Source organism: Bacillus cereus group sp. BfR-BA-01356, from assembly GCF_022663635.1.
GTDB classification, from domain to species: domain Bacteria; phylum Bacillota; class Bacilli; order Bacillales; family Bacillaceae_G; genus Bacillus_A; species Bacillus_A cereus.
Map to the genome: position 1 here is coordinate 1 of NZ_JAKUFX010000061.1, position 24,276 is coordinate 24,276.

Below are 24,276 nucleotides of genomic sequence, written 5' to 3' on the forward strand. Positions count from 1 at the left end.
TACTTTATGAAGACGTTTAGCCACTTCCTATCGAATCCAGTGGATTTATTTTCAAAATCCTCTAGCAATATTTTTTGAAAATGTCCCCTTGACTTTTCATAGTTGGTCTTTAATACTATATAATTCATAAAGAGGTGAAATGGTGTGGACAAGCAAACAAAAAAGTTGTTTTTTGAAATGTGAGACATCAGTTAACAACTATCATCAAAAAAATAGAAAAAATACCCTACACAACAGGAAGTTTTCTCTGTTTTTAGTCTGTATACGATATTCAAAATTAGTTAACATAACGTCTCATTATCAGTAGCAATGAAAAAGGAGAACCCTGCTCTCACAAGTGAAACTTCTTTTTTAGTTCTATGAATCTAGACATTTTTTATACATTCCTATCCTAACGCGGTTTTAGTGTTCTTGTTTGTTACTGGATTAGCAAAAAAACTGTATAAAATCTTTCATACTTTTAGCCGATGGGGGCCAACACACTGCCCCCCAATACGTGCTTTCTTAGGGTATTTCTTGAACCTCCATTAAACACTCTCCCGTCACTTGTCTATCTTTAAGAGTAACTTATTTAAAGTCCTCGCACCGAGCCTTTGTCCTCCTCCCAAAGCCAAACAAACAATTCAGATTACATGCCTATATCAAACTAAACATTCAATCTTTATCCAGTTTGTAAATAAAAAAGGACAATCAGCCCCATAATGGACTAACTATCCTATAAATTATTATCTAAATTCAATAAAGTGAAACTTTAATCAGTGGGGGTTTTGTTCATCCCCACTGATTATCAGCCCTCACCAATCGTGCTTTTACGGGCAATTAATCCCCACCTAATTTCTTTGCTTCCGCTGAATTTTGAGGTGAGGGTCTTACTTACTGCCCGGCGAATAGCGGGATAAAACCAGAACTTCTTTTCCTATGTATATTTACTTCGTTACCTCTCCAAACTGCGCTCTCGTCACTTTCGCCAAGTCATCAACTTTCAGCTCAATTTGTATACCAATTTTCCCGCCGCTCACTATCATCTTATCAAGTAATTGGGCGCTTTCATCGATACATGTAGAAAATAACTTTTTCATTCCAACTGGTGAACAACCGCCGCGAATGTATCCTGACACTTTCGTAATATCTTTAACAGGAATCATTTCAATTTTCTTTTCACTTACTGCTTTTGCGGCAGCTTTTAAATTTAGTTCCTCATCTACCGGAATAATAAACACATGATAATTTTTACTATTCCCTTGAGCGATTAACGTTTTATATACTTCTCTCACTTCTCGTCCAATTTTCTCGGCTACTGATACGCCATCAATTTTCCCATCGTCTGGATCATATGACATCATCGAATATTCAATTTTTTCTTTATCTAATATTCGCATCGCATTTGTTTTATCTTTTTTCATAACGTTCTCCTTAAAACTTTATTTCATATCATTAAGTTTTCCTTTATTATACACCCTTTTCCATTTCTCCTACATAACTTCACGTATTTTTCAAAACTAAAAATATTGATAATTCAAAAATCATCTGATATAATTTGGAAAAACTTACGTTAAGGAGAGATTTGTAATGCGAAATTTTAATACTTCTTTCCAACTTCATCATCATACGTAACGCCGTGTATCCGAAGAAAAGTTTTTCTTCGTGGGTACAGGGCTTTTCCTGTTGACCCACGAAGCGTTCATAAAGCTATGTGGGTATTTTTATACCTGCATAGCTTTTTTTAATTTAAAAAAGGAGTGATTATGATGGAAATGAGAAATGTAAAAGGAACGAAAGACTATTTACCAGAAGAACAAGTGCTGCGAAATAAAATTAAAAGAGCTTGTGAAGATACGTTTGAACGATACGGATGCAAACCTTTAGAAACGCCGACGTTAAATATGTATGAGCTTATGTCTTACAAGTACGGCGGTGGCGATGAAATATTAAAAGAAATATATACACTTCAGGATCAAGGGAAACGTGAGCTCGCCTTACGATACGATTTAACTATTCCATTCGCAAAAGTTGTGGCAATGAATCCGAACCTCCGCCTCCCTTTTAAACGTTATGAGATTGGGAAAGTATTTCGAGATGGGCCAATTAAACAAGGAAGATTTCGTGAATTTATACAATGCGACGTTGATATCGTCGGTGTTGAGTCTGTCATGGCAGAAGCTGAACTTATGGGTATGGCGTTTGAACTGTTCCGAACGTTAAACTTAGAGATAACGATCCAATATAATAACCGAAAATTGTTAAATGGTATTCTTCAGGCCATTAACATCCCTACTGAGTTAACAAGTGACGTCATTTTATCATTAGATAAAATCGAAAAGATTGGGATTGATGGTGTACGAAAAGATGTATTAGAGCGCGGAATTTCTGAAGAAATGGCTGATACGATATGTAATACCGTATTATCTTGTCTAAAGCTTACTATCGCTGACTTTAAAGAAACTTTCAATAATCCACTCGTTGCCGATGGAGTAAACGAACTACAACAATTACAGCAATATTTAATCGCCCTTGGAATAAATGAAAATACGATATTCAACCCGTTTTTAGCGCGAGGACTCACAATGTATACAGGTACTGTATATGAAATCTTTTTAAAAGATGGATCGATTACATCTAGCATCGGTAGCGGTGGTCGATACGATAACATTATCGGAGCTTTCCGTGGTGATAATATAAACTATCCAACAGTCGGTATTTCATTCGGTTTAGACGTTATTTATACAGCACTATCGCAGAAAGAAACAATCTCATCTACAGCGGATCTATTTATCATCCCGCTTGGGACAGAGTTACAATGCTTACAAATTGCCCAGCAATTACGTTCCACCACTTCCTTAAAAGTCGAACTTGAACTAGCAGGACGCAAATTAAAACGCGCCCTTAATTATGCCAATAAAGAGAATATACCTTATGTGCTTATTATTGGGGAAGACGAACTTAGTACAGAAACCGTTATGCTGCGGAATATGAAGGAAGGTAGTGAAGTGAAGGTTCCGATTTCTTCTTTAAGTAGTTATTTATAATACGAACCACCCTCGTTTGGGTGGTTTTTCTATTTTATAGATACCTAACAATTAGTTTACATAAAATTATTATAATCTATTAAAAATACAAATAAACAATATCCAATTACCTATTATTTTTGGTAATATATAGATATGAATTGTTTTAGGAGGATTAACTTTGAAAACCTACATTCAAGCACTAAAGTGGACTACAGGGATCTATCATCTTTTATTACTTCCTTGTTATTATGTATTTCCAAGTCTTGTTAACCTATATGGGTTACCTTTACTACTATTGATTGTTTTTCATATCACTACTATTTTATTAGCTAAAAAAGAAGGCATGAATACGTACCCTCAGTATATCGGTATTATCGTTACTCTAGTTGCCTTCTTTCCTTATATAGACATCTTTCTACATATGATAGCAGCCATTTTCCTTTTATTAGATGCTGCTTCTACGAATGCAAAAGAAGTGTATGATTCATAGATGGATAAAATGAAACTTTCATCCATTGAGTTTTGAAATAGGTCAGCAAAAAGGGTTTACTTTTTAAGTAAACCTTTTTTCATTTTTAATTACTTTCCTTACTTCAGAATAATAAAAGAATATTCTGTTTAATTTTTATAAATTTCTAAATATTTATAAAACATTCAAATTAACATACATTTTAGTTATGTAAAAAATCTAAGTTTTAAGGAGATGAATCCATGCTGAAAAAGTTGGTAGCAGGTGCATTATTAACTGTCTCGTCGTTAACTGGAGGACTGGGATCAGTATCAGCTAGTACCGAAAAAGATTATACGATTTCCTCTTTCGAATATGTAACTGTAGATGAAAAGACTGTTGATTCGTTTAACAAATTGAGTGCTCCATCAAAGGAAGACGTAAAAATAACGTTAGTTCTACCGAAACAAAATCAAAATGGAGACTGGTTATCTTATGGATTTTCGAGCAAAGAAAGTTTAGAGTCTTTTATTGAAAAAGATAAACAAAGGTTGAATCATTCAATCACTCCCCTTGGTGTTGGAGGAAGCGGACCTGGTAGTACAGACTTCTATAAACTTACAAATCAAGGTAGCGAGTATTTTTCTCTAAGTAGCGGTTATAAAAACTTGTCTGCTAGTTGGCAAAATCAAATTGTTTCTGTACGTACAGCAGCTCCTACTGCTAGCTACTCAACAACACTATGGGAACGTACTTCAACTGACGGATATGGAAAAGGTGTTGTTTTTAAACATGCTGATTGGTATGGTCAAACTGCAAACTTAAATAACTTTCCAACTTCAGCAGTTGAAGTTAAAAAGTAAAAAATATAGAAATAAAAGGTGTTTTCACGTATGGAAACACCTTTTATTTCTACAACTATTTCACATAACTCGTCTATATCAATTTCAACTCTTAACTATTATTTTTCGTATTCCTATTCTCCAAAACCTTCTCCATATTATGAGTTGCCCATTCCATCATTAATAGAATCACTGGACGTAGTGATTCACCAAGCTCAGTTAACGAATATTCAACTTTAGGTGGTACTTCACGGTATACTTCACGATGTATAATCCCATCAGCTTCAAGTTCTCTCAGCTGCTGTGTTAACATCCTTTGTGTGATATTTGGTTTTAATCTTTTTAATTCATTAAACCGCTTTGTACCATCTAATAAATGATACAAAATTACCCCTTTCCATTTCCCTCCAATCACCTCAACCATAGCTTCAACTGGACAAGAATATTTATTTAAAAATGGGTAATTTATATTATTTTCATTTGAACAATCCATAATAAATCCCTTCCCTTATCAATAGTATCTTTTTTGATACTATACCACATAAATGTGCGTACTTGTATCTGTGTTACTTTAAAAATATAATTTACTTACAAAAATAAATTCATGAAAAGAGGAACTTTTATGACAAATACAAATGAAATTACAAAAGAAAAGATTATGGAGGCTTTTCATTTCAGACATGCATGTAAAGAATTCGATCCTATGCACAAAATTTCAGAAGAGGATTTCAAATTTATTTTAGAAACAGGCAGATTATCTCCTTCTTCTTTTGGATATGAGCCTTGGAAATTTATTGTCGTACAAAATAAAGAATTAAGAGAAAAACTACAACCGTATTCATGGGGCGCTGGTGGGCAACTTGCAACAGCTAGTCATTTTGTTATTGTTCTTTCAAGAAACATTAAAGATATGCATTATGATGCAGAGTATATTAAATATATGATGAACGATATTATTGGATTGCCTGAAGACACTCAAAAAATTAGATATGAATTCTTCAAAAAGTTCCAGGAATCAGATTTTAACTTATTACAATCCGATCGTGCTGTATTTGATTGGGCATCTAAACAAACTTATATTGCTTTAGGTAATATGATGACGAGCGCAGCTCAAATCGGTATTGATTCTTGTCCAATAGAAGGATTTGATAAAGAGGAAGTAGATTCTTTACTTCGTCAAGAAGGCATTATACAAGGCGATAATCTTGAAGTATCAGTTATGGTTGCCTTTGGTTACCGTAAAGAAGAGCCAAAGCGTGATAAAACAAGACAGACTATGGATACAATTGTTGAATGGATTAAGTAATATAGCACAGACAAATAATGCTCCTAATAGCTGTATACTCATACTAAAGAAGAATGAATTGTTTTCTTACGTATGAATTTGGTTTTTCATGGAAAGATATGTTAGTATGTATACAGTTTGAGTGCTCTATTTTTAGAGTCGAACAGGAGGAGAATGAATATGTCTGATATTGAAGTTGGCGAAGTGTTTACTCTTAGTGATGAGAATAACGAAGAGCAAGAAGTAGAAGTACTTGGAGCGATGGATGTCGAAGGTGCAGAATATATTGCAGTTGCCTTTGTTGAAGATATCCAAACAGAAACTGAGGAAGACATTGATATTTTCTTTTTAAAAGTAGAAGAAGATAATGAGTTTTCATACATTGAAAATGATGAAGAGTTTGATAAAGTATCTGCTGCGTTTGAAAAGATTTTGGATGAGCAAGAGCAAGAATAGTATGAATGAAAAACACGCGGGCGGATGTATATCCGCCCTCTTTTTATTTATTACTCATCCAGAGACTCACGCAGTAATTGCAGTACATCTTTCATCGCAAAAGGTCCATCTTTTTTAACATGTTCCGCAAATTCTGAAACGAGACGTAATGTTCTTACACTTTCGATTGGATGCTCTCCTGATGCACTTTCAGCTGAAAGCATAACTGCATTCGTTCCGTCCAGTACAGCTTGAAACACATCAGTCACCTCTGCCCTTGTTGGAATAGAATGATCTACCATAGATTGAAGCATTTGTGTTGCTGTAATGACATATGTATTCGTTCGATTACATTCCTGAATCATTATTTTCTGTAAAAGCGGAATGCATTGATACGGTAACTCTACTCCTAAATCGCCCCTCGCAATCATAATTCCATCTGCTTCTTTACATATATCTTGAAAATTCTCGATTGCTTCCATCGTTTCTATTTTTGCAATTATATTAGGTGACGTTTCTTTATACTGTTGTATAAAATCTCGTATTTCTTTTATATGACTAGGTTTTCTTACGAAAGAACACGCGATAAAATCAACATTCTCCTCTAAAAGAAACTGAATATCTTTTTTATCTTTCTCTGTAATAGCTGGTAAACGAACAGCCGCATCTGGTAAATTAACTCCTTTATGAGATGAGATATTGCCACCTGTTTTTACCTTCGTTTCTATTTTGTCCGTACTTATCTTTTCAACAATTAATTCAACTTCTCCATCATTAATTAAAATTCTACTGCCTACTTTTACATCATTCGCAATTCCTTCATAATCAACACTCGCTTCTGTATTACTCCCTGTAACTGATTGTGTATGTAAAATAAAAGAATCTCCTGCCTGAAGTGTAATTTGCTCTCCCTTCACTTCACCTAATCTTATTTTAGGTCCTTGTACATCACCCAAAAATTTAATAGAGTCATCTAATGATTTCACTAAACGAATGATGTCTTTATGACTTTCATGCGTGCCATGCGATAAATTCAGTCGAACAATTTTCATACCATTCTTTATTAACTGTGCTAACGTTTCTTTATTATTACTTGCGGGTCCAATTGTACAAATTCGATCGATTGTCATTTTTGTCACCATCCTTTTTTTAATAAGTTTCCCATATGAACTTAAAAATAACAGAGATTCTGACATGAATAGATTTAAATTTACACGAATTTCATAAAGTTAAACCTGTATCCCTTGCTGGCTAAGCATTAGAAGATATATTCGCTTTTTTGCAAATGAAGACATGTTGAATCGAAAGTAAAAGAAAAGTTAAGTATGGAATAAACCATTGAGAGTTTCGAAATTTTCATATATTGTATGAATTGAGTTCGAACTCAAAAATTTAAAAAGGTGGGAAAATTAGTGAATATGAAAAAATCTTTATCGGTGACAACTTTAGGGTTAGCGGTTTTAGGTTTTGGTTTTACTAATAACGCAAGTGCTTCAGAGGTCGATACTGTAGACAAGCAGCCCGTTTTAGTTGACTTTGATACAATTCAATCAACAAAAACATCTAGTGTTCCTAGTTTGACTATTGCAGCTGCACCTAAGAATGACTCTAACATTAGCGTATATACTCCCTTTTTTGGTAACCCCTATGCAGTTGCTAAATCGAAATCAACTACGACCGAAGACTATGTTTATGCAAAAGCAAGAACTTTCAATGGCGATGGCTCATTAGTGAATACGAAAAGTAATAGTGCAAAAAAATCATCCTTTGTAAGTGCTACAGCGACCAACACAAGCATTTATTATGGAGATGATTACGCTATCGGTAATCATACCTATAAATTAAGCGGTTATAATGATGTGAATCACGAAACAAAAGCTTTCTGGTAAGAAAGAGAAAAAAGATATGCATCTTGCATATCTTTTTTCTCTAATATTTTACATATATTGAGGTGCTATTTATGAAACAAATATATATTATTAGCGGTGTTTTACTTATTTCATTACTTACAATTTATATTTTGTTCAATACTTCATTCATACAACCTCATCCACCTTCCATAGAAAATAAACGAGAGCAACAAACCAATACTATTTCTTACGGATTGAAGGATAATCAAGGCCAACATATTAACAATGGTAGTACAATTACTAGTGAGGATAATAAAATTAATGTAACATTATCATTCGTACATACTATTAATGAAAACCGAAAATATGGATTAATTGTTCTAGAAGATTACGAACAAAAACCTTTTAAAATAGAAGATACTACTAATGAAATATCACACTATTTTTTTGATATGAAACCAAACAGTTCAATTACTACGAAAATCTCTTTACGCACTTCTCCTAATGCAAGTGAATTAACCTTTTTAATAATTAAAAAACCTGAATACAAATTAAAAGATAATAACTTAAATAAAGCAGCTATTTTAGAAGATATTCTAAGTATGCGATATTCAATGCATCCTCTTCAGAAAGAAAACGAAAAAATAAAACTCTCCCTTATAAATCCAGATGCTATTTTAAAAGATGGTCTTTACGAACCAGTATTTGTTACGAACCGTGAAGAGAACTTACAAACTGTCTTCTTTGAAAAGGAAGGCAAGCAATTAATTTTATCAAACGGTAATGAAACAAATGATGAAATGACTTACGCAATCGTGGCTTTTAAAGATTGGAAACAAGTTGAAATATTTAACAATAGAAAAGTCGTTTATACTAAGGTTGCACCTGAAACAAGACAAATCTTTAATTTCACATTGCCTTCAGTGGATCAGGAAAGTAATTTGCAACTCGTCGCTTTTCCATTTCCTTATAAAGTTAGCGAAGAAGATTATATCAGTCAACAAGCATTCAGTTCCTTTCGCATCGTAATTGAAAATGAAAATAAATAAGTTATACTGTGCACATTACAACAAACTAAAAAAGGCCTACTCACACGAGTAGGCTTTTGAAACTATGAAAGTTTCGTCAATAACTGATTTAAATCTTTTTTCGTTTTCGTCGTTAATGATTTCATTTTATTAATATCGATTTTTTCTTTCTCCGCTCCTACAATTAACGGATACATACTTTGACCGATTGTTTTAGAATCCGTCGGATGTGATGCTTCTAGCTCTTTTTCAATCACATCCCACTTTTCATTAATTTGTTTGCCAAGCTTATTCACTGTTTCCAATTTTGGATTAGCAGCTAACTGCTTGTCCAAGCTATCAATTAATGCTACAACTTCTTTAACATTCGTTTTCACAGCAACACTTTTCTTCGGATCTTTCGTTGTCTTTCCATTATTGTTTGTGCTTGTACTTGTGCTTTGATCTGTTGTTTTCCCGCTAGTCGTTTGATCATTCGTTTTTCCTGTCGTCTCTTTTTCTTTTGTTTTTACATTTTCGTTTTGAGTTGACGTTTTGCCGTTACTTTCTGTCCCTGATGATTCTTTCGTATTTTTTGCATCCTTATCTGTTTTTTCATTTGAAGAAGTATTTGTTTCTTTTTCAGTATCTTTCGTTGTTTTTGACGCTTCATCTGCACTTGTCGTTTTTGCTTCTCCATCATTTTGCGCAGTTACTTGCTCTTTCTTTTCCGTTTCTTTATCTGCTGAAGGACTACAAGCTGCCATAGTAAGCATTGTACCAATTGTTATCGATGCGATAGCGACCTTTTTCATTTTCATATAAATCCCCCTATGTTTTACATAATTTATCCTCCCCTTTACGATTCGATTCCCCCTTAAAAAATCCCTTTTCATACGAATTATCCTCTTTCCGACAGTAATCTTCATAATAATACGTACAAAAACTGATAAACTCATTTTAATATTCGAGTTTCTTCTACTTCATTTTTCTACTCGCAAGTAAAAGAAAAAGAGTATATTGTCACATTAAGAATTACTATCTTCATATGACGATATACTCTTCTATCAAATTTTTATCTTTCTTGACATTTTATTTATACAAAAAAAATAAAATTTTCTTTCGTTTTTTGTTTCTCACATTTGTTAACATAATATTTTTATGAATAACCACCATTCGAGTGAATGACTTGCCCAGTAACCCATTTCGCTTCTTCACTTACTAAAAAAGAAATTAAGCGCGCAGCATCCACCGGTTCTCCTACTTTACCTTGCGGGAACTTCCATACTAAATGATGCTTCAGCTCCTCTGTAATCCATCCTGTATTCGTCGGTCCTGGATCTACAGCATTCACTGTAATCCCCTTCTCCATCGCAACTGGTGCTACTGACTTTGTAAATGCTTCAATTGCCCCTTTCGTTGCTGCATATGCTAGTTCATCTGGCATTGGACCTACTGACTGTCCTGAAGTAAGATTAATAATACTCCCGCCCGTTTTAAGTGAATAATGTTTTATAAACAATGAACTTAATAGCATAGTAGCCCGAACATTAACTGTATAATGTTTATCCAACTGCTCTACATCTAATTCCTCAATTCTCGTATGAGTAGAATATACTGCATTATTAACTAGAATAGATGGATCACCTAACCGTTCTGATACCATATAAAACAAACGATTTGGCGAATAAGACTGCGATAAATTGATTTCTGCCATTTCACATCGAACATCGTAACTTTCAATTTCCTTTTTCAGCAAAAAGGGTTCTTGATCACTCATTCCCCATGGCATCGCTTTATCATACTTTGGCCAGTACGTGAAAAAAATGTCTATCCCTTTTTGAGCAAGCACCTTGCATACAGCTGCACCAATTCCATTCAGACGAGTTGCCCCTGTTACAATTGCTATTTTCTTCACCTTTTTCTCCTCCATCTATACACAGATCCCCTGCATGAATACAGAGGATCTATCTTCTTATTGAATATTTGACAGTATACGTTCAGCACCTAATTTTAACATTTTAATAAAGATATAATTTACAATCGTAAACATTACAAATAAAACGATAAACATAACCCACAGTCCGACATGAAGGAAGAAGTATAATACACTTACTCCCCCCACAATAATTAAAGCTATTAAAATATTAGCTAAAAAATTCCACAAAGTTGTATATCGACTTTTAAATAATTTCTGCTCTGTATCCCAATGAATATCTGCAGTTTGCGCGTCCCAGCGTGTTCCGATTAAATTAATTAATAACAACCCGTTCGCACTTAGTAAAAACCACAGTATCATAAAGACTGGAGAAATCCCAGCTACAACTGCCATCGTAATACCGAATACTGCTAAAATGATCACATTAATTAACCAAGCAGTGATTGCTTTCGCAAAAAAGATATCCGAAGCCTTTACTGGTAAATAACGATTCACAAACCAAGAGCTTCCATCTCGCGAAAATGACGTTGTTGCAATGACGTTACTACCCATTAAAAATAACGATGCACAAAGGCCAACACCAATTGCAAATCCCGTTGTCTCTGAATTGTTAATATACTCTGTAATAAACTTTAAATTTCCATCTTGCACAAATAAAATAAAGAACAACATAATTGGCATAACGAAAGTTTGTACAATGCAATTTAAGAAAAATTGTGGTGTACGGAATAACGTTTTAAATTCTTTTTTCACATACGCTTTTAAATGCGAACTTTGTACTGTTGATTTCTGTAAACCTTCCGCCGAAATAACTTGTTTCTTTGCTGTACTCGTTGAAAGTCCAATAACCCCTTTTAAATATGTACGCTCTGCTATGTAATAAAACAACACAAAGAAGACAAATGAAATAACTGCAAAGATTATTACATATAAAGGTCCCTTCCAATTTGCATTTTCTACTATTGCTACTGCTCCAAAATATGTAGTTGGAAAATAGTTTGTCATTTGTACTAAAAGAGAAGACTGGTTGTTTGCAAGGTAATCCGCAATTGCATCTTCAGAAAACGAACTTTTATTTTTCCACTGCAAAAATACGTTAATTCCTACAATAAATAGTATACTTACGATTCCAATAAATATATTTCCTCGGTCTTTATTTTTCGCTATATTTGTATACCTCATAATAACTGTCATCAGTAACGAAGCTAGTACTAACGGCACAATTGGGAAGAGTAAGTAAATGAAAATCATATATATGTAATATGTAATAAATGCGCCACTTTTTAAACCGTACGTAATAAAGATCGGTAATAAAATAAATGAACTCATTACGTATTGTGTAATTAATACTGTTAAAAATTTGGCTGAAATAATTTGCGCTGGTTTTAATGGTAATGGTAATAACATTTCAATGTCATTGCTGTAGTAAAATACAGTTAAAATGTTCGTAATACTCATTAAAAATACCCATATACTCGCAATCGCAAGTCCCATTGCGATAATCATTCCTGGATCTTGCCCTAAATGTATCATTCCCTCATACATTGCATGCGTGATAGAACCAAACAGTAAAAAGCCGACAAATAAAATAGCTGCAAATGAAAATACATACGCCCATCGCTTCTTCTTATCTGTTATAAAATCTGCATAATTTAATTTCAATAATACTTTCGTTAACGTCCAAATTTTACTCATTGCCCGTCATCTCCAAGAACATTTTTTCAAGTGATTCATTGGATTTAAAATGATCTCTCATTTCATCTAAATTCCCTTTAAACTGAAGGTTTCCCTTATTAATAATCGCGACGCGGTCACATAATTTTTCTGCCACTTCTAATACGTGTGTAGAGAAAAATACAATCTTTCCTTTATCCGCATGCTCTCTCATCATTTCTTTTAAAATATATGCAGATTTCGGATCAAGCCCAGTTAATGGTTCATCTAAAATCCATACATCTGGCTCATGTACGAGCACACCAATAATAACGATTTTTTGTCTCATACCGTGCGAATAACTTTGAATTTGATCAGATAAAGCATTATAAAGATCAAACTTCTTCGCTAAAGACTCTATTCGTTCTTGTCGTACTTCTTTCGGCACTTCATACATATCGGCCATAAAGTTTAAATATTCAATTCCTTTTAATCGTAAAAACATATCTGGACTATCTGGTACATAACCAAACGTCTTCTTCGCTTCCATCGGCTCTTCCATAATATTTTTTCCGTTAATCGTAATAGTCCCTTTGTCCACCCCGTGAATACCAGTAATCATCTTAATTGTCGTTGATTTACCCGCACCATTCGGTCCTAAAAATCCAAAGATTTCGCCGCTAGGTACAGATAAACTTAAGTCTTTTACTGCATAGGTAGACCCATTATAACTTTTTGACACATTCGTAATTTCAATCATTTCATCCAATCCTTTCCTTAATTACCAAATAACTATATTGATATTATAGCATAGTTCTATTTTAAGATTTTTACATTTTTCAGTATATTTAACCTTTAAAATAAATATACACCCCTAATCCAACAACTAAAACGACAGCTAGTATAATATAAATCATTGTTAAGCGTTTAATATTCCCCTTTGTCGCTTTGCTATAATTTGCATCACCATTCCGCCCAATTAACACCGTCGCAATGACAGTAATCACTACAAGTAATACAACGATCATGATCCAAGTTAGCATTTCTTCCTCCCCCTCCTTACAACCATTTTACAATATTATCCTCTTTATTTCGCAGCATATTTCCTCTTTTTACTATTATTATGAAGCAAACTGGAAAACTATTATTACCATTCCTATCCAATTGTGATATATTTGTAACATAACGTGACTTATTTCTAACAACGTAAGGAGGACCTATCATGAAAACAACTTGGATAAAATATTTAGGATTTCTCGGTTTCTTCGGTTTCCTCGGATTTTTTTATGAAAAAGGATTGTTTACTATGTTCTGTTTCTTCTCCTTTTTCACATCGTATAGAACAGTTCAACACGATGAACTGTTTGAACAAATTGTCAATAAATCGTGTCGCAATGCATTTATCGTTACGTTACTAACTACCACAATCATTATGTTTATTGAAATGTTATTTCCAAACCCTACGCTACAAGAGATTGATATCGCTCTTATTTTCGGCACACTCATTCTTACATTCGGCTTTTCTATGTTCTTTTTCGATAAACCAATTGATGAAATGGAAGATGCACCATGGCATTCGTAACGAGAATAAAAGAATACCGTGCCAAATTGAACATGACACAAGAAGATTTAGCGAAGAGCGTTGGTGTGCGACGTGAAACAATTAGTCATCTCGAAAAAGGTAAATACAATCCTTCCTTACAACTTGCTCACGATATAGCGAAGGCATTACATAGTACGATTGATGAGATTTTTATTTTTGAGGATTGATTAAAGACGTCCAGTCACAAGAATCACAAAAAAAATACCGTCATTCTTTCCAAGAAGAATGACGGTATTTCTCATTGATTATCCATATAAAACCGCATGAAATACGCCTAATAGCAAGTATTGATCCTGCATGTAATCTTCATCATATACATTCATCTCAATGTAATACATATCTTCCTCAAGACGAATATTCCAATCTGCAATTACATAGCCCTTTCGTAATAACTTTCCCATTCCAAATAAAGTTTTATGAACAACATATTCTTCTGCCTTATATGTAAAGGTAAATAAGAAATTTGCATCCAATAACTTTCCGTCACATACAAGTATTTCATGCTCTGCATCATGATTATCTTTGTACATTACTAAAATCCTTCTTTGGCGCTGCCTACTTACATCCTTTGCAATGACGCGAATATTGTCCTTACTATCCTTTATTTCATAAATAATATTACTACCAATTTTCGGAATAAAATCCAGCACTCTCATCAGCGTATTTTTATAATAGCCCCTTACTACACCTATTTGCTCACTTCCATTATAAACCTCTATCGGTGTCGTATCTGCTTTGCTATCACACGGTCGTTTGTAAGAGAGCTGCATCATTCGCTCTCCTCTTAAGTACTGATCAAACGTCACAGGATATTCTATCATGCGCAGTTCTTTATTTAGCTCATACAAATAGCGTTGAACACTCTCTATTAATGTTGCAGTAGCTATACGCTCTTGAAGTTCAAATTCTTGCCAGCTGGAAAAAACAGTCCATTGATTATGATCCTCTTCATAGAAGAAACCAAGAATTACCTCTTCACGGTCAGCCGTTTCATATTTCATAGGCACGTTCTGCCCATGTTGAACTTGTTCCATCCACTGACCTAAATAAATCCCCAGCTCTGCAACCTTCATACATGATTTTTGAAAAAATACGCTGTCACTCGCGCAAATCGTTACATCTCCTTCGATAAAGCCCTTTGAATAAGCATCATACCGTGGCTCATCCTTCTGCGGGAGATTTTTGTCTAACTCAAATAAAAACGTTAACATCCTTTATTCACCTCTAGTTGTTACACTAATCATACATGACATCGCATCACGCTAGGAAACTATTTATATACGCATATTTAATTCACGCATTATAACACGTGAATGACCTTGTATAGTAGCTCTATTTTTTTGTTCTATATCTTAGTATATGAATTTATATGAGCGATTTTTCAAATATATCTATCGCAACTTACAATATATCAACGATTTTTTCAATATATCTATCACAACTTACAATATATCAACGATTTTTCAAATATATCTATCACAACTTACAATATATCAACGATTTTTTCAATATATCGATTTTTCGACAAATATCAGCACGATTAAAATGAAGCTACCTTTTCTTCCGCCACTTCTACAATTTCTAAAATTTGTAGCAGACTCTCCACTTCATAAGTCGGATTAACACTCGTCTTATTCTCTTTCAAACTCGGATTATACCAACACGTATCAATGCCGAAGTCTTCTCCGCCTTTCATATCAGAAGTTAGCGAATCTCCGACCATTAGTACACTTAATTTATCCGTAATCCCAAACTTCTCAAACGCATAATCAAAAATCTCACGTGCTGGTTTTTGATGACCAACTTCTTCAGAAATAATAATATGATCAAAAAAATTACATAAAGGTGAATTTCCGATTCTTGATTGTTGCACCATCGTATATCCATTCGTAATAATACCTAACTTGCAATCTTGTAGATTTTCACATAATTGTACTGCGCCTTCTATAAGATGTACTTCTTTCCCTAAGTTTTCAAGATATACATCACTAAATTGCTGTGCATCTACGTCTATATTATGAAGCGCAAATAATTGTCTAAATCGATCTACTGCTAATTCACTTAGCGTAATCATTTTATTTTCTAAATCTCTCCATAATCCATTACTAATCTCTTTATAGCTTGCAAGATAATCATTATACCCTGTAGGCATATCAAACTGTACAAACGCATTATGTAATGCGTGTCTTTCCGTTTCAGGGAAATCTAATAATGTATCATCTACGTCGAATAATATAACTTTGTATTTCATGATGTTTTTCTCAACTCCTATATTCTCATAGCTTAATTATAACAACAATAAGAAAGGGAGGCTAATTAAAACCAGCCTCCCTTCTTTTTACTTTTCTTCCAGCAGTAACTCTTTCATTTCCTCTAACGACTCTTTCGTAAAGCCAAGAGCCCTTTCAGCGTATGCTTCAACTGATCCGTATTGCTTTTGAATTTCACCAATCGCAGCTTGCAAGTATTCAGCACGTGCTTCAAACATTGCACCTAATATCGCTCTGCTCTCATCGTTTTGTAATTTCGCACCTAAAAAGGCCATCATTTTTTCATTTAGCTTTTCACGGAATCCGTTACTTAGTAAGTAGTCTTCCATTACTGTTTTTTCTGGTACACCCAGTAAAAGTAGTAATAATGCTGAACCAAATCCAGTACGATCTTTTCCAGCTGTACAGTGGTTTACTAACGGTAAGTTTTCCGGGTTTTGCGCTAAGTTTAAGAAGCTCACGAATGCCTCGTTACCACTTACGAAATCTTGATTCATTTTCACAAGATACTCACCTGGTTTTCCTAACATAGAAAGGTCACCAACTTGGAAAAACTCATTTATATTTAAGTCTTTCGCTAAGTCTTGCATAACTGGTAAGCACACTTGACGAGCACCTGTAATCTCAGGATTTGGCTTATGCTTTACCTCAAAGTCTGTACGATAGTCACAAATTAACTTTAAACCAGACTTTTGTAAATAGTCGATATCCCACTCTGTTAGTCCTGCTAATTCTTCAGAACGGTATAATTTGCCCCATTTCACTTTACGTCCATCTGTCGTTTCATATCCACCCATATCACGGAAGTTAAACGCACCTTGTAATGGCAATCTACGCTCAGCTACTGTCACTGCTTGTCCATTACTTCCTACTAGTCTAAAATATGGACGTTCATTTTCACTCGGGTTTTCAATTGTATATGATAATTCTCCATTTACAGTTGCAAGTAGTTCTCCATTTTCTTCAATATGATCTGGTGAAGTACTCCAATAAATACGAACTTCTTCTATATTATTTTCCCACTTTATTTGTAACGTATTATCTTCAATTCTTTCTACAGTTGCTTGTAGCCAATTTCTTTGCTGCTCCATTCTTTCACCAACGCTTTCTCTTATAATTGAATCTTACCCTATTGTATTATGGGAATATCCATTTTGTCGTTCTCATTTTTCTTTTTATCTTACAAACAGGCGAAAAGTTCTTTTACTTGTTCAAAATTTGTACATGGATTACCGCGAAATACGTATGCGATTTGTTCATTACCTAAATCTTCGTATACAACTGTTCCGCGATTAGGGTACGAATAAAACTCTAACCCGTTTATAATTTGTTTTGGGCCATAGTTCATTGTCCATGAAGAAATAGGATAGTACGCTTTGTTTTTATGTCTACAAACCCAAAGTGCATATAGTTTATTAACTTCGTCCCAGTATACATACTGCGTTTCGTCATTTCCGAAACCGACCGATTCAAGTTTCCAATTTAGTTTTTCATGAATTAACAAATTTACATAGGATACGTCATCTGGAGCATTCCACTCTCTACATCTTCCTATCTCACCCATTTCACTTCTCTTCGCTTGAAAGCTTAATAAGTGAAATGATGTATGTAATATCGTTTTCCCAAGCTCCATATTTACTGGTTGTAATTCAAATAGAAATCGTTCCATTTCGTCTTGTTTTACATATCCATGATCAACAGAAATTTCAACTTGTGTTTTCCATATAGATGTAACGTAACTTTCTTTTCCTTTATAATTTATACCTTTCCAATACACAAGCCCTTTATATTGAAAACAATCTCCTTTTGCTTGAGAAATACAGCTATCCGGAAATACTGGTTCCATTATATCGAGAAAAAATTCCTTTACTCGAAACATCCCAGTTGGAGTAACAACCTGAAACCAAAAAGTTCCCCACTTTTCACCTTCATAACGTTCTGAAACTTTTTCAACATTCCAGCCTTCTAACAATACATTTGGATACAGTAACACGAATGAATGCATGGATTGCTTTAACATATATAGTCCCCTCCCGCTATACGAGTTCGAGAGTATACATCCTTCATCCTCCTAAAACTTCCTCACATACCGCTCAGTACAACTCAGCAGCTGACATCCGTTCTTTTCAAAAACATCCTTCATCCACTCATTTTGCATATTTGTCTCACCAATATAATAAGATGCACCTATTTCCTTTAAGACAAACATCGCACCTGCAAATAACGCAGCTTCATATCCCTTATTACGCATATTTGGAGTAACTGCGAAGTACATAAGTTTCCCTTCTTCTAACGTACCTCTTTCAATATGCGGGATTACAATTCCTATCTGCTTTTCATCGACACTCGCTGTTAAGCAATGTTCTTTCCATTGCTCACCAATTTCTTGTAGCATCATATGCACAAATTGATCATGAGCGACTGGTTCTCCCGTTGCTTCATTCCACAGTGAATAAAAAGCCTCTTCTCCAACTTCTTCAATAAGCTTAAAATCAATTTCACTTTCTACATCTTCTACTTCGTATATATCTTTAAATACAATCATGTTTTCCGTAACATATTCAAATAAATACGTTTCAAAACATCTTTTATACACATCATAATTTGGACTTTTTGAAGAGATTTCAAAATGTAGTTTTTCTAATCCATCTTTTTTAGCTTCAGCAACGCAATATTGCATCATTTCCTCTAATTGCTCTTCTGTAAAAATCTCTGCATTATTTTCTTTTATCATAATAGAAGAAGCATTTCTTCTTATTTTAAAATGTTTTTCTAACTGTTCTATCGTCGTCATATTCTTCCCTCATCTATATCATACTCGAATTTCTAATCGTTCTCCTTGCATGAGCAGGATTGTCCTTGAATATATAGAATACTAGAAAAGATCGCATCTTTAAAGTGCGGAGGAGGTTCTCCAGTGGATATTACAGCATTGCAACAACAGTTAGAGCTTATACAACAAAATGACTATACGCAACTGCAACATATAGACGTAAATGAGTTAACTTTGAACATGCTTCAGTATATCGGAACGACTGATAGCTACGTTCGTTACCAACTTATATATAAATGTTTTGCGCATTTCATTCATCATGAATTCCTTATGGACGATCAGCTGAAATTACTTCTGCAAACTTGTTTAAGTGATGAGTATTTATATTGTGACATTTACTCCCCACATACAGATGGGGTTTTCACACGTTCTTACACTGTTTCGTTAATTGCGTTAATACTCCAATTCGCTAATTCGCACTACTTTTGTACAGAGGAGGATATCGAAGAAATAAAAAATAAACTCATTACATACACAAACTTAGAAACAGATTTTCGGGGCTATATCGAAAATAAAGGATGGGCTCATTGTCTTGCTCATGTATCTGATGCCTTTACTGAAATTGTTCATAATACGTATACAACTTTTGAATGGTACGAAGAATTAATTCATTGTTTATTAAATAAAATCTTTATTCCATCTGACCTTTTTCATAATAACGAAGATGAACGCATTGTTACTCCATTACTAGCAATGCTGTATCATGATTTTCCTCAGAACGATTTAATTTCTATTATTCATAAAAAAATAAAAAGGCTTCCTCAAATTAGAAAACGCCTTTCGCTTAATGAGTATTGTATTTTATGTGCCAATATTAAAACCTTTTTACGCACATTATTTTTCAGAACGAAAGATGACCATAACTTAGCCTTTACAGCACGTAAAACAGAAAGAATGTTAAAAGAACTTCCTAACTATTATTAAATACAAGGAGCAATGACATGGGTTATATTGAAGATATGAGAAATCTAGTAGGAAATCATCCACTTATTCTAATAGGATCACACGCCATTATATTAAATGAAAAAGATGAAGTATTGCTGCAACTCCGTACAGATTTTAACCGCTGGGGCATTATTGGCGGTGCCTTAGAATATAACGAAACATTAGAAGACGCTTTAAAGCGAGAAGTATATGAAGAAACTGGACTTATTATTAAAAATCCAGAACTATTCCGTACATACTCTGGACCAGATTACTTTCAAATCTATCCAAACGGCGATCAAGTACACGGTGTACTCGTTGTTTATATTTGCGAGAATTTCATGGTGAACTTGTATGCGATCAAAGTGAATCAAAAGAACTACGCTTCTTTTCACTTGATGAATTACCTAATAATCTTCCCCCTGTTATTGAGAGGATTATTACAGATTATCAAAAAAAATAAGGGAACGCTTAACGTTCCCTCTTAAATCCAATCCGTTTTTTAATTTCCGCTAAATTTACCTTTGCAATAGCGCGTGCCTTCTCAGCACCGTTTTCTAATGCTTCATATAATAAATCCGGCTCATTCATATACATTGCGTACTTTTCACGAGGTCCAGCTAACTCTCGATCTACTACGCGAAACAACTCTTTTTTCACATCGCCCCATCCGATTCCAGTCTCATATTTTTCACGTAATGACTGTATTTCGTCTTCTGTCGCAAATTCTTTATAAATTGTAAATAAGGTTTCTAGTTCTTTTGGTTCATTTGGAAGTGAAGAATCTGTTTTGATTTTAAATATTAACTTTCGTAGTTTTTCTTGCTCGGCAAATAATGGGATCACATTTCCGTAACTTTTACTCATCTTTCTTCCGTCAAGGCCAGGTAATATTGCTCCTTCTTCTTGTATGACATACTCCGGAAGTGTAAATGTCGTGCCAAATGTATGATTAAAATACGTCGCAATATCACGCGCGATTTCAATATGTTGAATTTGGTCTTTTCCGACAGGTACATGTGTAGCTTGAAATAATAATATGTCAGCTGCCATTAAGATCGGGTACGTATATAACCCCATGTTCACTCCCGCATCGACCTCTAACCCTGCTTCTTTATTTTGCTCCACCTTCGCTTTATACGCATGAGCACGGTTCATAAGACCTTTCGGAGTTAGGCAAGCTAAAATCCAAGCTAATTCTAGAATTTCCGGTACTTCTGTTTGTCGATAAAAAATAACATCTTCTCCAAGTCCAAGCGATAACCAAGTAGCTGCTACCTCTTTCGTATAACTGCTGAACTTTTCTGAATCATGCACAGCATTTAATGCATGATAATCAGCTATAAAGTACAATGCTTTTCCTTCATTATTCTTTGACATTTGTAATGCAGGTTTAATCGCACCAATATAATTTCCTAAATGTGGATAACCTGTCGGCTTAATTCCTGTTAACATTATTTTTTCACTCACACTAACTCCTCCTTTCTCAAAATAAAAAGAGCCCCTCATCCTAAAAAAGGACGAGAGACTCCCGCGGTACCACCTTAATTAGCTATCATTAGCTCACTTCATACTTCAATAACGTGAAGTAACCGTCTTTACCTACTCATTTCAGTTAGAAGCTCCAGAGTCCATTCCATATTCATCCCTTACTGATTCTCACCACATATCAGCTCTCTGAAAAGTTTCGAATATGTACTCTTCTCTTTCATTGCTTTTTCGTTATTTTTTACAGTTTATCACATTTCACTTCCAAACAAACCAAAATTTTCTATTTTATATAGAAGGAATTTCCACTTCAATTGTCTAATATTATATAGGTTTGCAGAAATATTCGAAACAACTTTGGAGGTTTTTTCATGGTAAAATATATATCCATTTTAGGTTCCACAGGATCCATCGGCACATCTGCATTAGATGTCGTTTCAGCTCATCCTGAACATTTTAAAATCGTCGGTTTAACCGCAAATTATAATATCGATCTTCTTGAGCAACAAATCAAAACGTTTCAACCTCGTATTGTAAGCGTTGCGACAAAAGACTTAGCAGACAAGCTTCGTACGCGTATTTCAGCAAATACAAAAATCACACACGGGACTGATGGCTTAATTGCAGTAGCTACTCACCCTGATTCAAATCTTGTATTAAGCTCTGTTGTAGGTGTTTCAGGATTACTTCCAACAATTGAAGCATTAAAAGCGAAGAAAGATATCGCTATTGCTAATAAAGAAACTTTGGTTGCAGCTGGACATATCGTAACTGAACTAGCGAAACAAAACGGATGTCGCTTAATTCCAGTAGATAGTGAGCATTCAGCTATTTTCCAATGTTTAAACGGAGAAAATAATAAAGAGATTGAGAAGTTAATTGTAACAGCTTCCGGTGGTGCATTCCGTGATAAAACACGTGATGAAATGCAAACATTACAAGCAAAAGATGCTTTAAAGCACCCAAACTGGTTAATGGGCGCAAAACTAACGATTGATTCTGCCACATTAATGAATAAAGGGTTCGAAGTAATGGAAGCGAGATGGCTATTTGATATTCCATATGAAAAAATTAATGTAATGATTCATAAAGAAAGTATCATTCATTCTTTAGTAGAATTTATTGATGGATCAGTTATGGCACAGCTCGGTGCTCCTGATATGAGAATGCCGATTCAATATGCGTTTCACTATCCTACTCGGCTACCTTCTTCCTATGAAAAATTAAATTTATTAGAAATCGGTAGTTTACATTTTGAAAAACCAGATTTAGAGAAGTTCCCTTGTCTACAATACGCATATGAATGTGGCAAAATCGGTGGTACTACTCCCGCTGTATTAAATGCAGCAAATGAAATTGCGAATGCGCTATTCTTAAAAAATGAAATTGCCTTTTTCGATATTGAAAAAACAATTTACAAAACAATTGAAGCTCATCATAACGTAAAAGATCCTTCACTAGATGCTATATTAGAAGCGGATCAATGGGCGCGCCAATATGCAAATGAATTGTTAATAAAAAAGCGCTAAAACAGTTCCCACTGTTTTAGCGCTTTTTTTCACGTATTCAACTTAACAAATCTATAACCGTGTGTAACTAACACTTTTAATATCGCATATCCTGGAATGGCTAAAATAATGCCCATAATCCCGAATAAGTTTCCGGCAGTTAAAATGATAAAAATGATAGTAATCGGGTGAATATCTAACTTTTTACCCATGACTTGCGGAGAAATAAATTTACCTTCTGCTAATTGTACAACCATCATAACAATAATTACTTTTAACACCATTGCTGGCGAGTCGATAAATGCGATAATTAACGCTGGTGTAATCGCGATAATTGGTCCTACGTACGGAACGATATTTACAATCATCGCTAAAATCGCAAGTAATACCGCATATTTAATACCAATAATAAGATAACCAATTAATAGCATAATACCGATAAATAAGCTGACGATAATTTGACCTCTAATATACGAGCTAATCGCATAATGCATATCATCTAGTATTCTCATTGCTGCTGGTTGTCTTTGCTCTGAAATAAACTTTAAAAAGTGATTCGGCAATTGCTCACCATCTTTTAAAAGATAGAACAATATAAATGGAACCATTACAAATGTCAAAACAACCTCTGTAACAGTACTCAAAAATCCAGTTACATTCCCAGTTACTGATGATAATGACTTTGTAAAATCAACTGTGTATTCTTTTACCATATTCGCAACATTAATATTTAAATTCTCCTGAATTTTACCGAGTAAATTACTTTCCCCGAATCTACGTGCTGCTTGTTCAATCTCATGGCCAAAATACGGTAAGTTATCAATTAATGCATCAATTTGATCTTTAATAATAGGGATAACCGTTACAACTAAAAATACAAATAATCCTAGTACGATTAAATATATGGAAGCTATCGATACGATTCTTGAAACACCTTTCTTTTCTAAAAGCGAAACGAATGGATGTAAAATATAAAATAGCACGCCTGCTAATAGTACTGGGAAGAAAATTGTTTTTAAAAATACGATAAACGGTGTAAAAACAAATGATATTTTTGTTAGCAATAAAATATTAATGAACAATAACGCAAATCCAAGTAATACCGCCAAATAATTTTGTTCTCTAAAAAACTTTCTTAACTTATCTCTTTTTCTTATATTTATTTTCTCCAACGAAACCACCT

General features: G+C 34.1%; 26 protein-coding genes, 1 pseudogene and 1 other annotated feature. Of the genes and pseudogenes, 12 read left to right on the top strand and 15 right to left on the bottom strand.

Annotated features, from left to right (window positions below):
• Positions 1 to 926: 926 nt before the first annotated feature.
• A complete protein-coding gene (gene ybaK, locus MR168_RS19130; RefSeq protein WP_000710857.1) occupies positions 927 to 1,403 on the bottom strand; it encodes a Cys-tRNA(Pro) deacylase in 477 nt (158 codons plus the stop codon).
• Between the two features lie 345 nt (positions 1,404 to 1,748).
• Here ybaK and MR168_RS19135 point away from each other — a divergent pair, with 345 nt between their 5' ends.
• From MR168_RS19135 to MR168_RS19145, 3 genes are all read left to right on the top strand, one after another.
• The gene (locus MR168_RS19135; RefSeq protein ID WP_000425991.1) at positions 1,749 to 3,026 is read left to right on the top strand and encodes a histidine--tRNA ligase; all 1,278 of its coding nucleotides are present in this window, start codon (positions 1,749 to 1,751) and stop codon (positions 3,024 to 3,026) included.
• Between the two features lie 160 nt (positions 3,027 to 3,186).
• Positions 3,187 to 3,498, top strand: coding sequence for a hypothetical protein (locus tag MR168_RS19140; protein WP_000860724.1), 312 nt, complete (start codon positions 3,187 to 3,189; stop codon positions 3,496 to 3,498).
• A gap of 221 nt (positions 3,499 to 3,719) precedes the next feature.
• Complete coding sequence (locus tag MR168_RS19145) at positions 3,720 to 4,319, top strand: hypothetical protein (RefSeq protein ID WP_000914421.1); 600 nt, start codon at positions 3,720 to 3,722, stop codon at positions 4,317 to 4,319.
• 91 nt (positions 4,320 to 4,410) lie between these two features.
• Here the strand turns inward: MR168_RS19145 and MR168_RS19150 are convergent, their stop codons facing one another.
• Positions 4,411 to 4,791 (bottom strand): winged helix-turn-helix transcriptional regulator, encoded by a 381-nt coding sequence (locus MR168_RS19150; RefSeq protein WP_086411609.1) that lies wholly within the window; start codon positions 4,789 to 4,791, stop codon positions 4,411 to 4,413.
• Positions 4,792 to 4,920: 129 nt separating this feature from the next.
• On the opposite strand from MR168_RS19150, the gene MR168_RS19155 reads away from it, so the two are divergent.
• Both MR168_RS19155 and MR168_RS19160 read left to right on the top strand, forming a co-directional pair.
• Complete coding sequence (locus MR168_RS19155) at positions 4,921 to 5,604, top strand: NAD(P)H-dependent oxidoreductase (protein ID WP_000185709.1); 684 nt, start codon at positions 4,921 to 4,923, stop codon at positions 5,602 to 5,604.
• Between the two features lie 153 nt (positions 5,605 to 5,757).
• A complete protein-coding gene (locus tag MR168_RS19160; protein WP_002005464.1) occupies positions 5,758 to 6,039 on the top strand; it encodes a DUF1292 domain-containing protein in 282 nt (93 codons plus the stop codon).
• A gap of 50 nt (positions 6,040 to 6,089) precedes the next feature.
• Here the strand turns inward: MR168_RS19160 and MR168_RS19165 are convergent, their stop codons facing one another.
• Positions 6,090 to 7,148: a pyruvate kinase gene (locus MR168_RS19165; RefSeq protein WP_000151083.1), complete on the bottom strand. Its 1,059-nt coding sequence runs from the start codon at positions 7,146 to 7,148 to the stop codon at positions 6,090 to 6,092.
• A gap of 282 nt (positions 7,149 to 7,430) precedes the next feature.
• Here MR168_RS19165 and MR168_RS19170 point away from each other — a divergent pair, with 282 nt between their 5' ends.
• The gene (locus MR168_RS19170; RefSeq protein ID WP_001056353.1) at positions 7,431 to 7,907 is read left to right on the top strand and encodes a hypothetical protein; all 477 of its coding nucleotides are present in this window, start codon (positions 7,431 to 7,433) and stop codon (positions 7,905 to 7,907) included.
• 71 nt (positions 7,908 to 7,978) lie between these two features.
• On the top strand, positions 7,979 to 8,917 hold the full coding sequence (locus MR168_RS19175) for a hypothetical protein (RefSeq protein WP_000810153.1): 939 nt from the start codon (positions 7,979 to 7,981) through the stop codon (positions 8,915 to 8,917).
• Between the two features lie 62 nt (positions 8,918 to 8,979).
• Here the strand turns inward: MR168_RS19175 and MR168_RS19180 are convergent, their stop codons facing one another.
• The 5 genes from MR168_RS19180 to MR168_RS19200 all read right to left on the bottom strand — a co-directional run bounded on the left by MR168_RS19180 (position 8,980) and on the right by MR168_RS19200 (position 13,510).
• Positions 8,980 to 9,696, bottom strand: a complete 717-nt coding sequence (locus MR168_RS19180) for a hypothetical protein (protein ID WP_000782545.1) — start codon at positions 9,694 to 9,696, stop codon at positions 8,980 to 8,982.
• Between the two features lie 338 nt (positions 9,697 to 10,034).
• The gene (locus MR168_RS19185; RefSeq protein WP_000716965.1) at positions 10,035 to 10,793 is read right to left on the bottom strand and encodes an SDR family oxidoreductase; all 759 of its coding nucleotides are present in this window, start codon (positions 10,791 to 10,793) and stop codon (positions 10,035 to 10,037) included.
• Between the two features lie 57 nt (positions 10,794 to 10,850).
• Positions 10,851 to 12,509 carry a putative ABC transporter permease subunit gene (locus MR168_RS19190; protein ID WP_086411607.1) on the bottom strand — a complete coding sequence of 553 codons (1,659 nt, stop codon included), beginning with the start codon at positions 12,507 to 12,509 and terminating at the stop codon, positions 10,851 to 10,853.
• On the bottom strand, positions 12,502 to 13,227 hold the full coding sequence (locus tag MR168_RS19195; protein WP_000570206.1) for an ABC transporter ATP-binding protein: 726 nt from the start codon (positions 13,225 to 13,227) through the stop codon (positions 12,502 to 12,504). The genes MR168_RS19190 and MR168_RS19195 overlap by 8 nt, the downstream gene beginning before the upstream one ends.
• Before the next feature lie 88 nt (positions 13,228 to 13,315).
• Positions 13,316 to 13,510 carry a hypothetical protein gene (locus MR168_RS19200; protein ID WP_000958863.1) on the bottom strand — a complete coding sequence of 65 codons (195 nt, stop codon included), beginning with the start codon at positions 13,508 to 13,510 and terminating at the stop codon, positions 13,316 to 13,318.
• A gap of 179 nt (positions 13,511 to 13,689) precedes the next feature.
• On the opposite strand from MR168_RS19200, the gene MR168_RS19205 reads away from it, so the two are divergent.
• Both MR168_RS19205 and MR168_RS19210 read left to right on the top strand, forming a co-directional pair.
• The gene (locus tag MR168_RS19205) at positions 13,690 to 14,049 is read left to right on the top strand and encodes a DUF3796 domain-containing protein (RefSeq protein WP_000859224.1); all 360 of its coding nucleotides are present in this window, start codon (positions 13,690 to 13,692) and stop codon (positions 14,047 to 14,049) included.
• On the top strand, positions 14,037 to 14,237 hold the full coding sequence (locus tag MR168_RS19210; RefSeq protein WP_000896323.1) for a helix-turn-helix transcriptional regulator: 201 nt from the start codon (positions 14,037 to 14,039) through the stop codon (positions 14,235 to 14,237). The genes MR168_RS19205 and MR168_RS19210 overlap by 13 nt, the downstream gene beginning before the upstream one ends.
• Positions 14,238 to 14,315: 78 nt before the next feature.
• Here MR168_RS19210 and MR168_RS19215 read toward each other — a convergent pair whose 3' ends face one another.
• The 5 genes from MR168_RS19215 to MR168_RS19235 form a co-directional block, all read right to left on the bottom strand.
• Positions 14,316 to 15,281: a tubby C-terminal domain-like protein gene (locus MR168_RS19215; RefSeq protein WP_086411606.1), complete on the bottom strand. Its 966-nt coding sequence runs from the start codon at positions 15,279 to 15,281 to the stop codon at positions 14,316 to 14,318.
• A gap of 329 nt (positions 15,282 to 15,610) precedes the next feature.
• On the bottom strand, positions 15,611 to 16,321 hold the full coding sequence (locus MR168_RS19220; RefSeq protein ID WP_000875908.1) for a YjjG family noncanonical pyrimidine nucleotidase: 711 nt from the start codon (positions 16,319 to 16,321) through the stop codon (positions 15,611 to 15,613).
• 87 nt (positions 16,322 to 16,408) lie between these two features.
• Entirely contained in the window at positions 16,409 to 17,431 is a 1,023-nt protein-coding gene (locus tag MR168_RS19225) for a tyrosine-protein phosphatase (RefSeq protein WP_086388688.1), read from the bottom strand.
• A gap of 89 nt (positions 17,432 to 17,520) precedes the next feature.
• On the bottom strand, positions 17,521 to 18,360 hold the full coding sequence (locus MR168_RS19230) for a hypothetical protein (RefSeq protein ID WP_086411605.1): 840 nt from the start codon (positions 18,358 to 18,360) through the stop codon (positions 17,521 to 17,523).
• Positions 18,361 to 18,411: 51 nt separating this feature from the next.
• Entirely contained in the window at positions 18,412 to 19,134 is a 723-nt protein-coding gene (locus MR168_RS19235) for a GNAT family N-acetyltransferase (protein WP_086411604.1), read from the bottom strand.
• A 123-nt stretch (positions 19,135 to 19,257) separates the two neighbouring features.
• Between MR168_RS19235 and MR168_RS19240 the strand changes: the two genes are divergently transcribed.
• Both MR168_RS19240 and MR168_RS19245 read left to right on the top strand, forming a co-directional pair.
• Positions 19,258 to 20,097, top strand: a complete 840-nt coding sequence (locus MR168_RS19240; RefSeq protein WP_000355451.1) for a DUF2785 domain-containing protein — start codon at positions 19,258 to 19,260, stop codon at positions 20,095 to 20,097.
• A 17-nt stretch (positions 20,098 to 20,114) separates the two neighbouring features.
• Positions 20,115 to 20,560: pseudogene (locus tag MR168_RS19245) on the top strand (NUDIX hydrolase).
• 8 nt (positions 20,561 to 20,568) lie between these two features.
• On the opposite strand, the gene MR168_RS19250 reads toward MR168_RS19245, so the two are convergent.
• A complete protein-coding gene (locus MR168_RS19250; RefSeq protein ID WP_016122880.1) occupies positions 20,569 to 21,567 on the bottom strand; it encodes a tryptophan--tRNA ligase in 999 nt (332 codons plus the stop codon).
• A 43-nt stretch (positions 21,568 to 21,610) separates the two neighbouring features.
• Positions 21,611 to 21,818, bottom strand: a binding site (T-box leader).
• 138 nt (positions 21,819 to 21,956) lie between these two features.
• On the opposite strand from MR168_RS19250, the gene MR168_RS19255 reads away from it, so the two are divergent.
• Positions 21,957 to 23,114, top strand: coding sequence for a 1-deoxy-D-xylulose-5-phosphate reductoisomerase (locus tag MR168_RS19255; protein WP_025708771.1), 1,158 nt, complete (start codon positions 21,957 to 21,959; stop codon positions 23,112 to 23,114).
• Positions 23,115 to 23,143: 29 nt separating this feature from the next.
• Here MR168_RS19255 and MR168_RS19260 read toward each other — a convergent pair whose 3' ends face one another.
• Complete coding sequence (locus MR168_RS19260) at positions 23,144 to 24,265, bottom strand: AI-2E family transporter (RefSeq protein ID WP_000411484.1); 1,122 nt, start codon at positions 24,263 to 24,265, stop codon at positions 23,144 to 23,146.
• Positions 24,266 to 24,276: the final 11 nt, after the last annotated feature.

Excerpts from the sequence above, each read along its gene's own strand:
- MR168_RS19235 (WP_086411604.1), bottom strand. The coding sequence starts at position 19,134 with ATGACGACGATAGAACAGTTAGAAAAACATTTTAAAATAAGAAGAAAT.
- MR168_RS19155 (WP_000185709.1), top strand. The coding sequence starts at position 4,921 with ATGACAAATACAAATGAAATTACAAAAGAAAAGATTATGGAGGCTTTT.
- ybaK (WP_000710857.1), bottom strand. The coding sequence starts at position 1,403 with ATGAAAAAAGATAAAACAAATGCGATGCGAATATTAGATAAAGAAAAA.
- MR168_RS19200 (WP_000958863.1), bottom strand. The coding sequence starts at position 13,510 with ATGCTAACTTGGATCATGATCGTTGTATTACTTGTAGTGATTACTGTC.
- MR168_RS19215 (WP_086411606.1), bottom strand. The coding sequence starts at position 15,281 with ATGTTAACGTTTTTATTTGAGTTAGACAAAAATCTCCCGCAGAAGGAT.
- MR168_RS19175 (WP_000810153.1), top strand. The coding sequence starts at position 7,979 with ATGAAACAAATATATATTATTAGCGGTGTTTTACTTATTTCATTACTT.
- MR168_RS19255 (WP_025708771.1), top strand. The coding sequence starts at position 21,957 with ATGGTAAAATATATATCCATTTTAGGTTCCACAGGATCCATCGGCACA.
- MR168_RS19135 (WP_000425991.1), top strand. The coding sequence starts at position 1,749 with ATGGAAATGAGAAATGTAAAAGGAACGAAAGACTATTTACCAGAAGAA.
- MR168_RS19190 (WP_086411607.1), bottom strand. The coding sequence starts at position 12,509 with ATGAGTAAAATTTGGACGTTAACGAAAGTATTATTGAAATTAAATTAT.
- MR168_RS19195 (WP_000570206.1), bottom strand. The coding sequence starts at position 13,227 with ATGATTGAAATTACGAATGTGTCAAAAAGTTATAATGGGTCTACCTAT.
- MR168_RS19220 (WP_000875908.1), bottom strand. The coding sequence starts at position 16,321 with ATGAAATACAAAGTTATATTATTCGACGTAGATGATACATTATTAGAT.
- MR168_RS19160 (WP_002005464.1), top strand. The coding sequence starts at position 5,758 with ATGAATATGTCTGATATTGAAGTTGGCGAAGTGTTTACTCTTAGTGAT.
- MR168_RS19145 (WP_000914421.1), top strand. The coding sequence starts at position 3,720 with ATGCTGAAAAAGTTGGTAGCAGGTGCATTATTAACTGTCTCGTCGTTA.
- MR168_RS19230 (WP_086411605.1), bottom strand. The coding sequence starts at position 18,360 with ATGTTAAAGCAATCCATGCATTCATTCGTGTTACTGTATCCAAATGTA.
- MR168_RS19165 (WP_000151083.1), bottom strand. The coding sequence starts at position 7,148 with ATGACAATCGATCGAATTTGTACAATTGGACCCGCAAGTAATAATAAA.
- MR168_RS19225 (WP_086388688.1), bottom strand. The coding sequence starts at position 17,431 with ATGGAGCAGCAAAGAAATTGGCTACAAGCAACTGTAGAAAGAATTGAA.
- MR168_RS19150 (WP_086411609.1), bottom strand. The coding sequence starts at position 4,791 with ATGGATTGTTCAAATGAAAATAATATAAATTACCCATTTTTAAATAAA.
- MR168_RS19210 (WP_000896323.1), top strand. The coding sequence starts at position 14,037 with ATGGCATTCGTAACGAGAATAAAAGAATACCGTGCCAAATTGAACATG.
- MR168_RS19205 (WP_000859224.1), top strand. The coding sequence starts at position 13,690 with ATGAAAACAACTTGGATAAAATATTTAGGATTTCTCGGTTTCTTCGGT.
- MR168_RS19180 (WP_000782545.1), bottom strand. The coding sequence starts at position 9,696 with ATGAAAATGAAAAAGGTCGCTATCGCATCGATAACAATTGGTACAATG.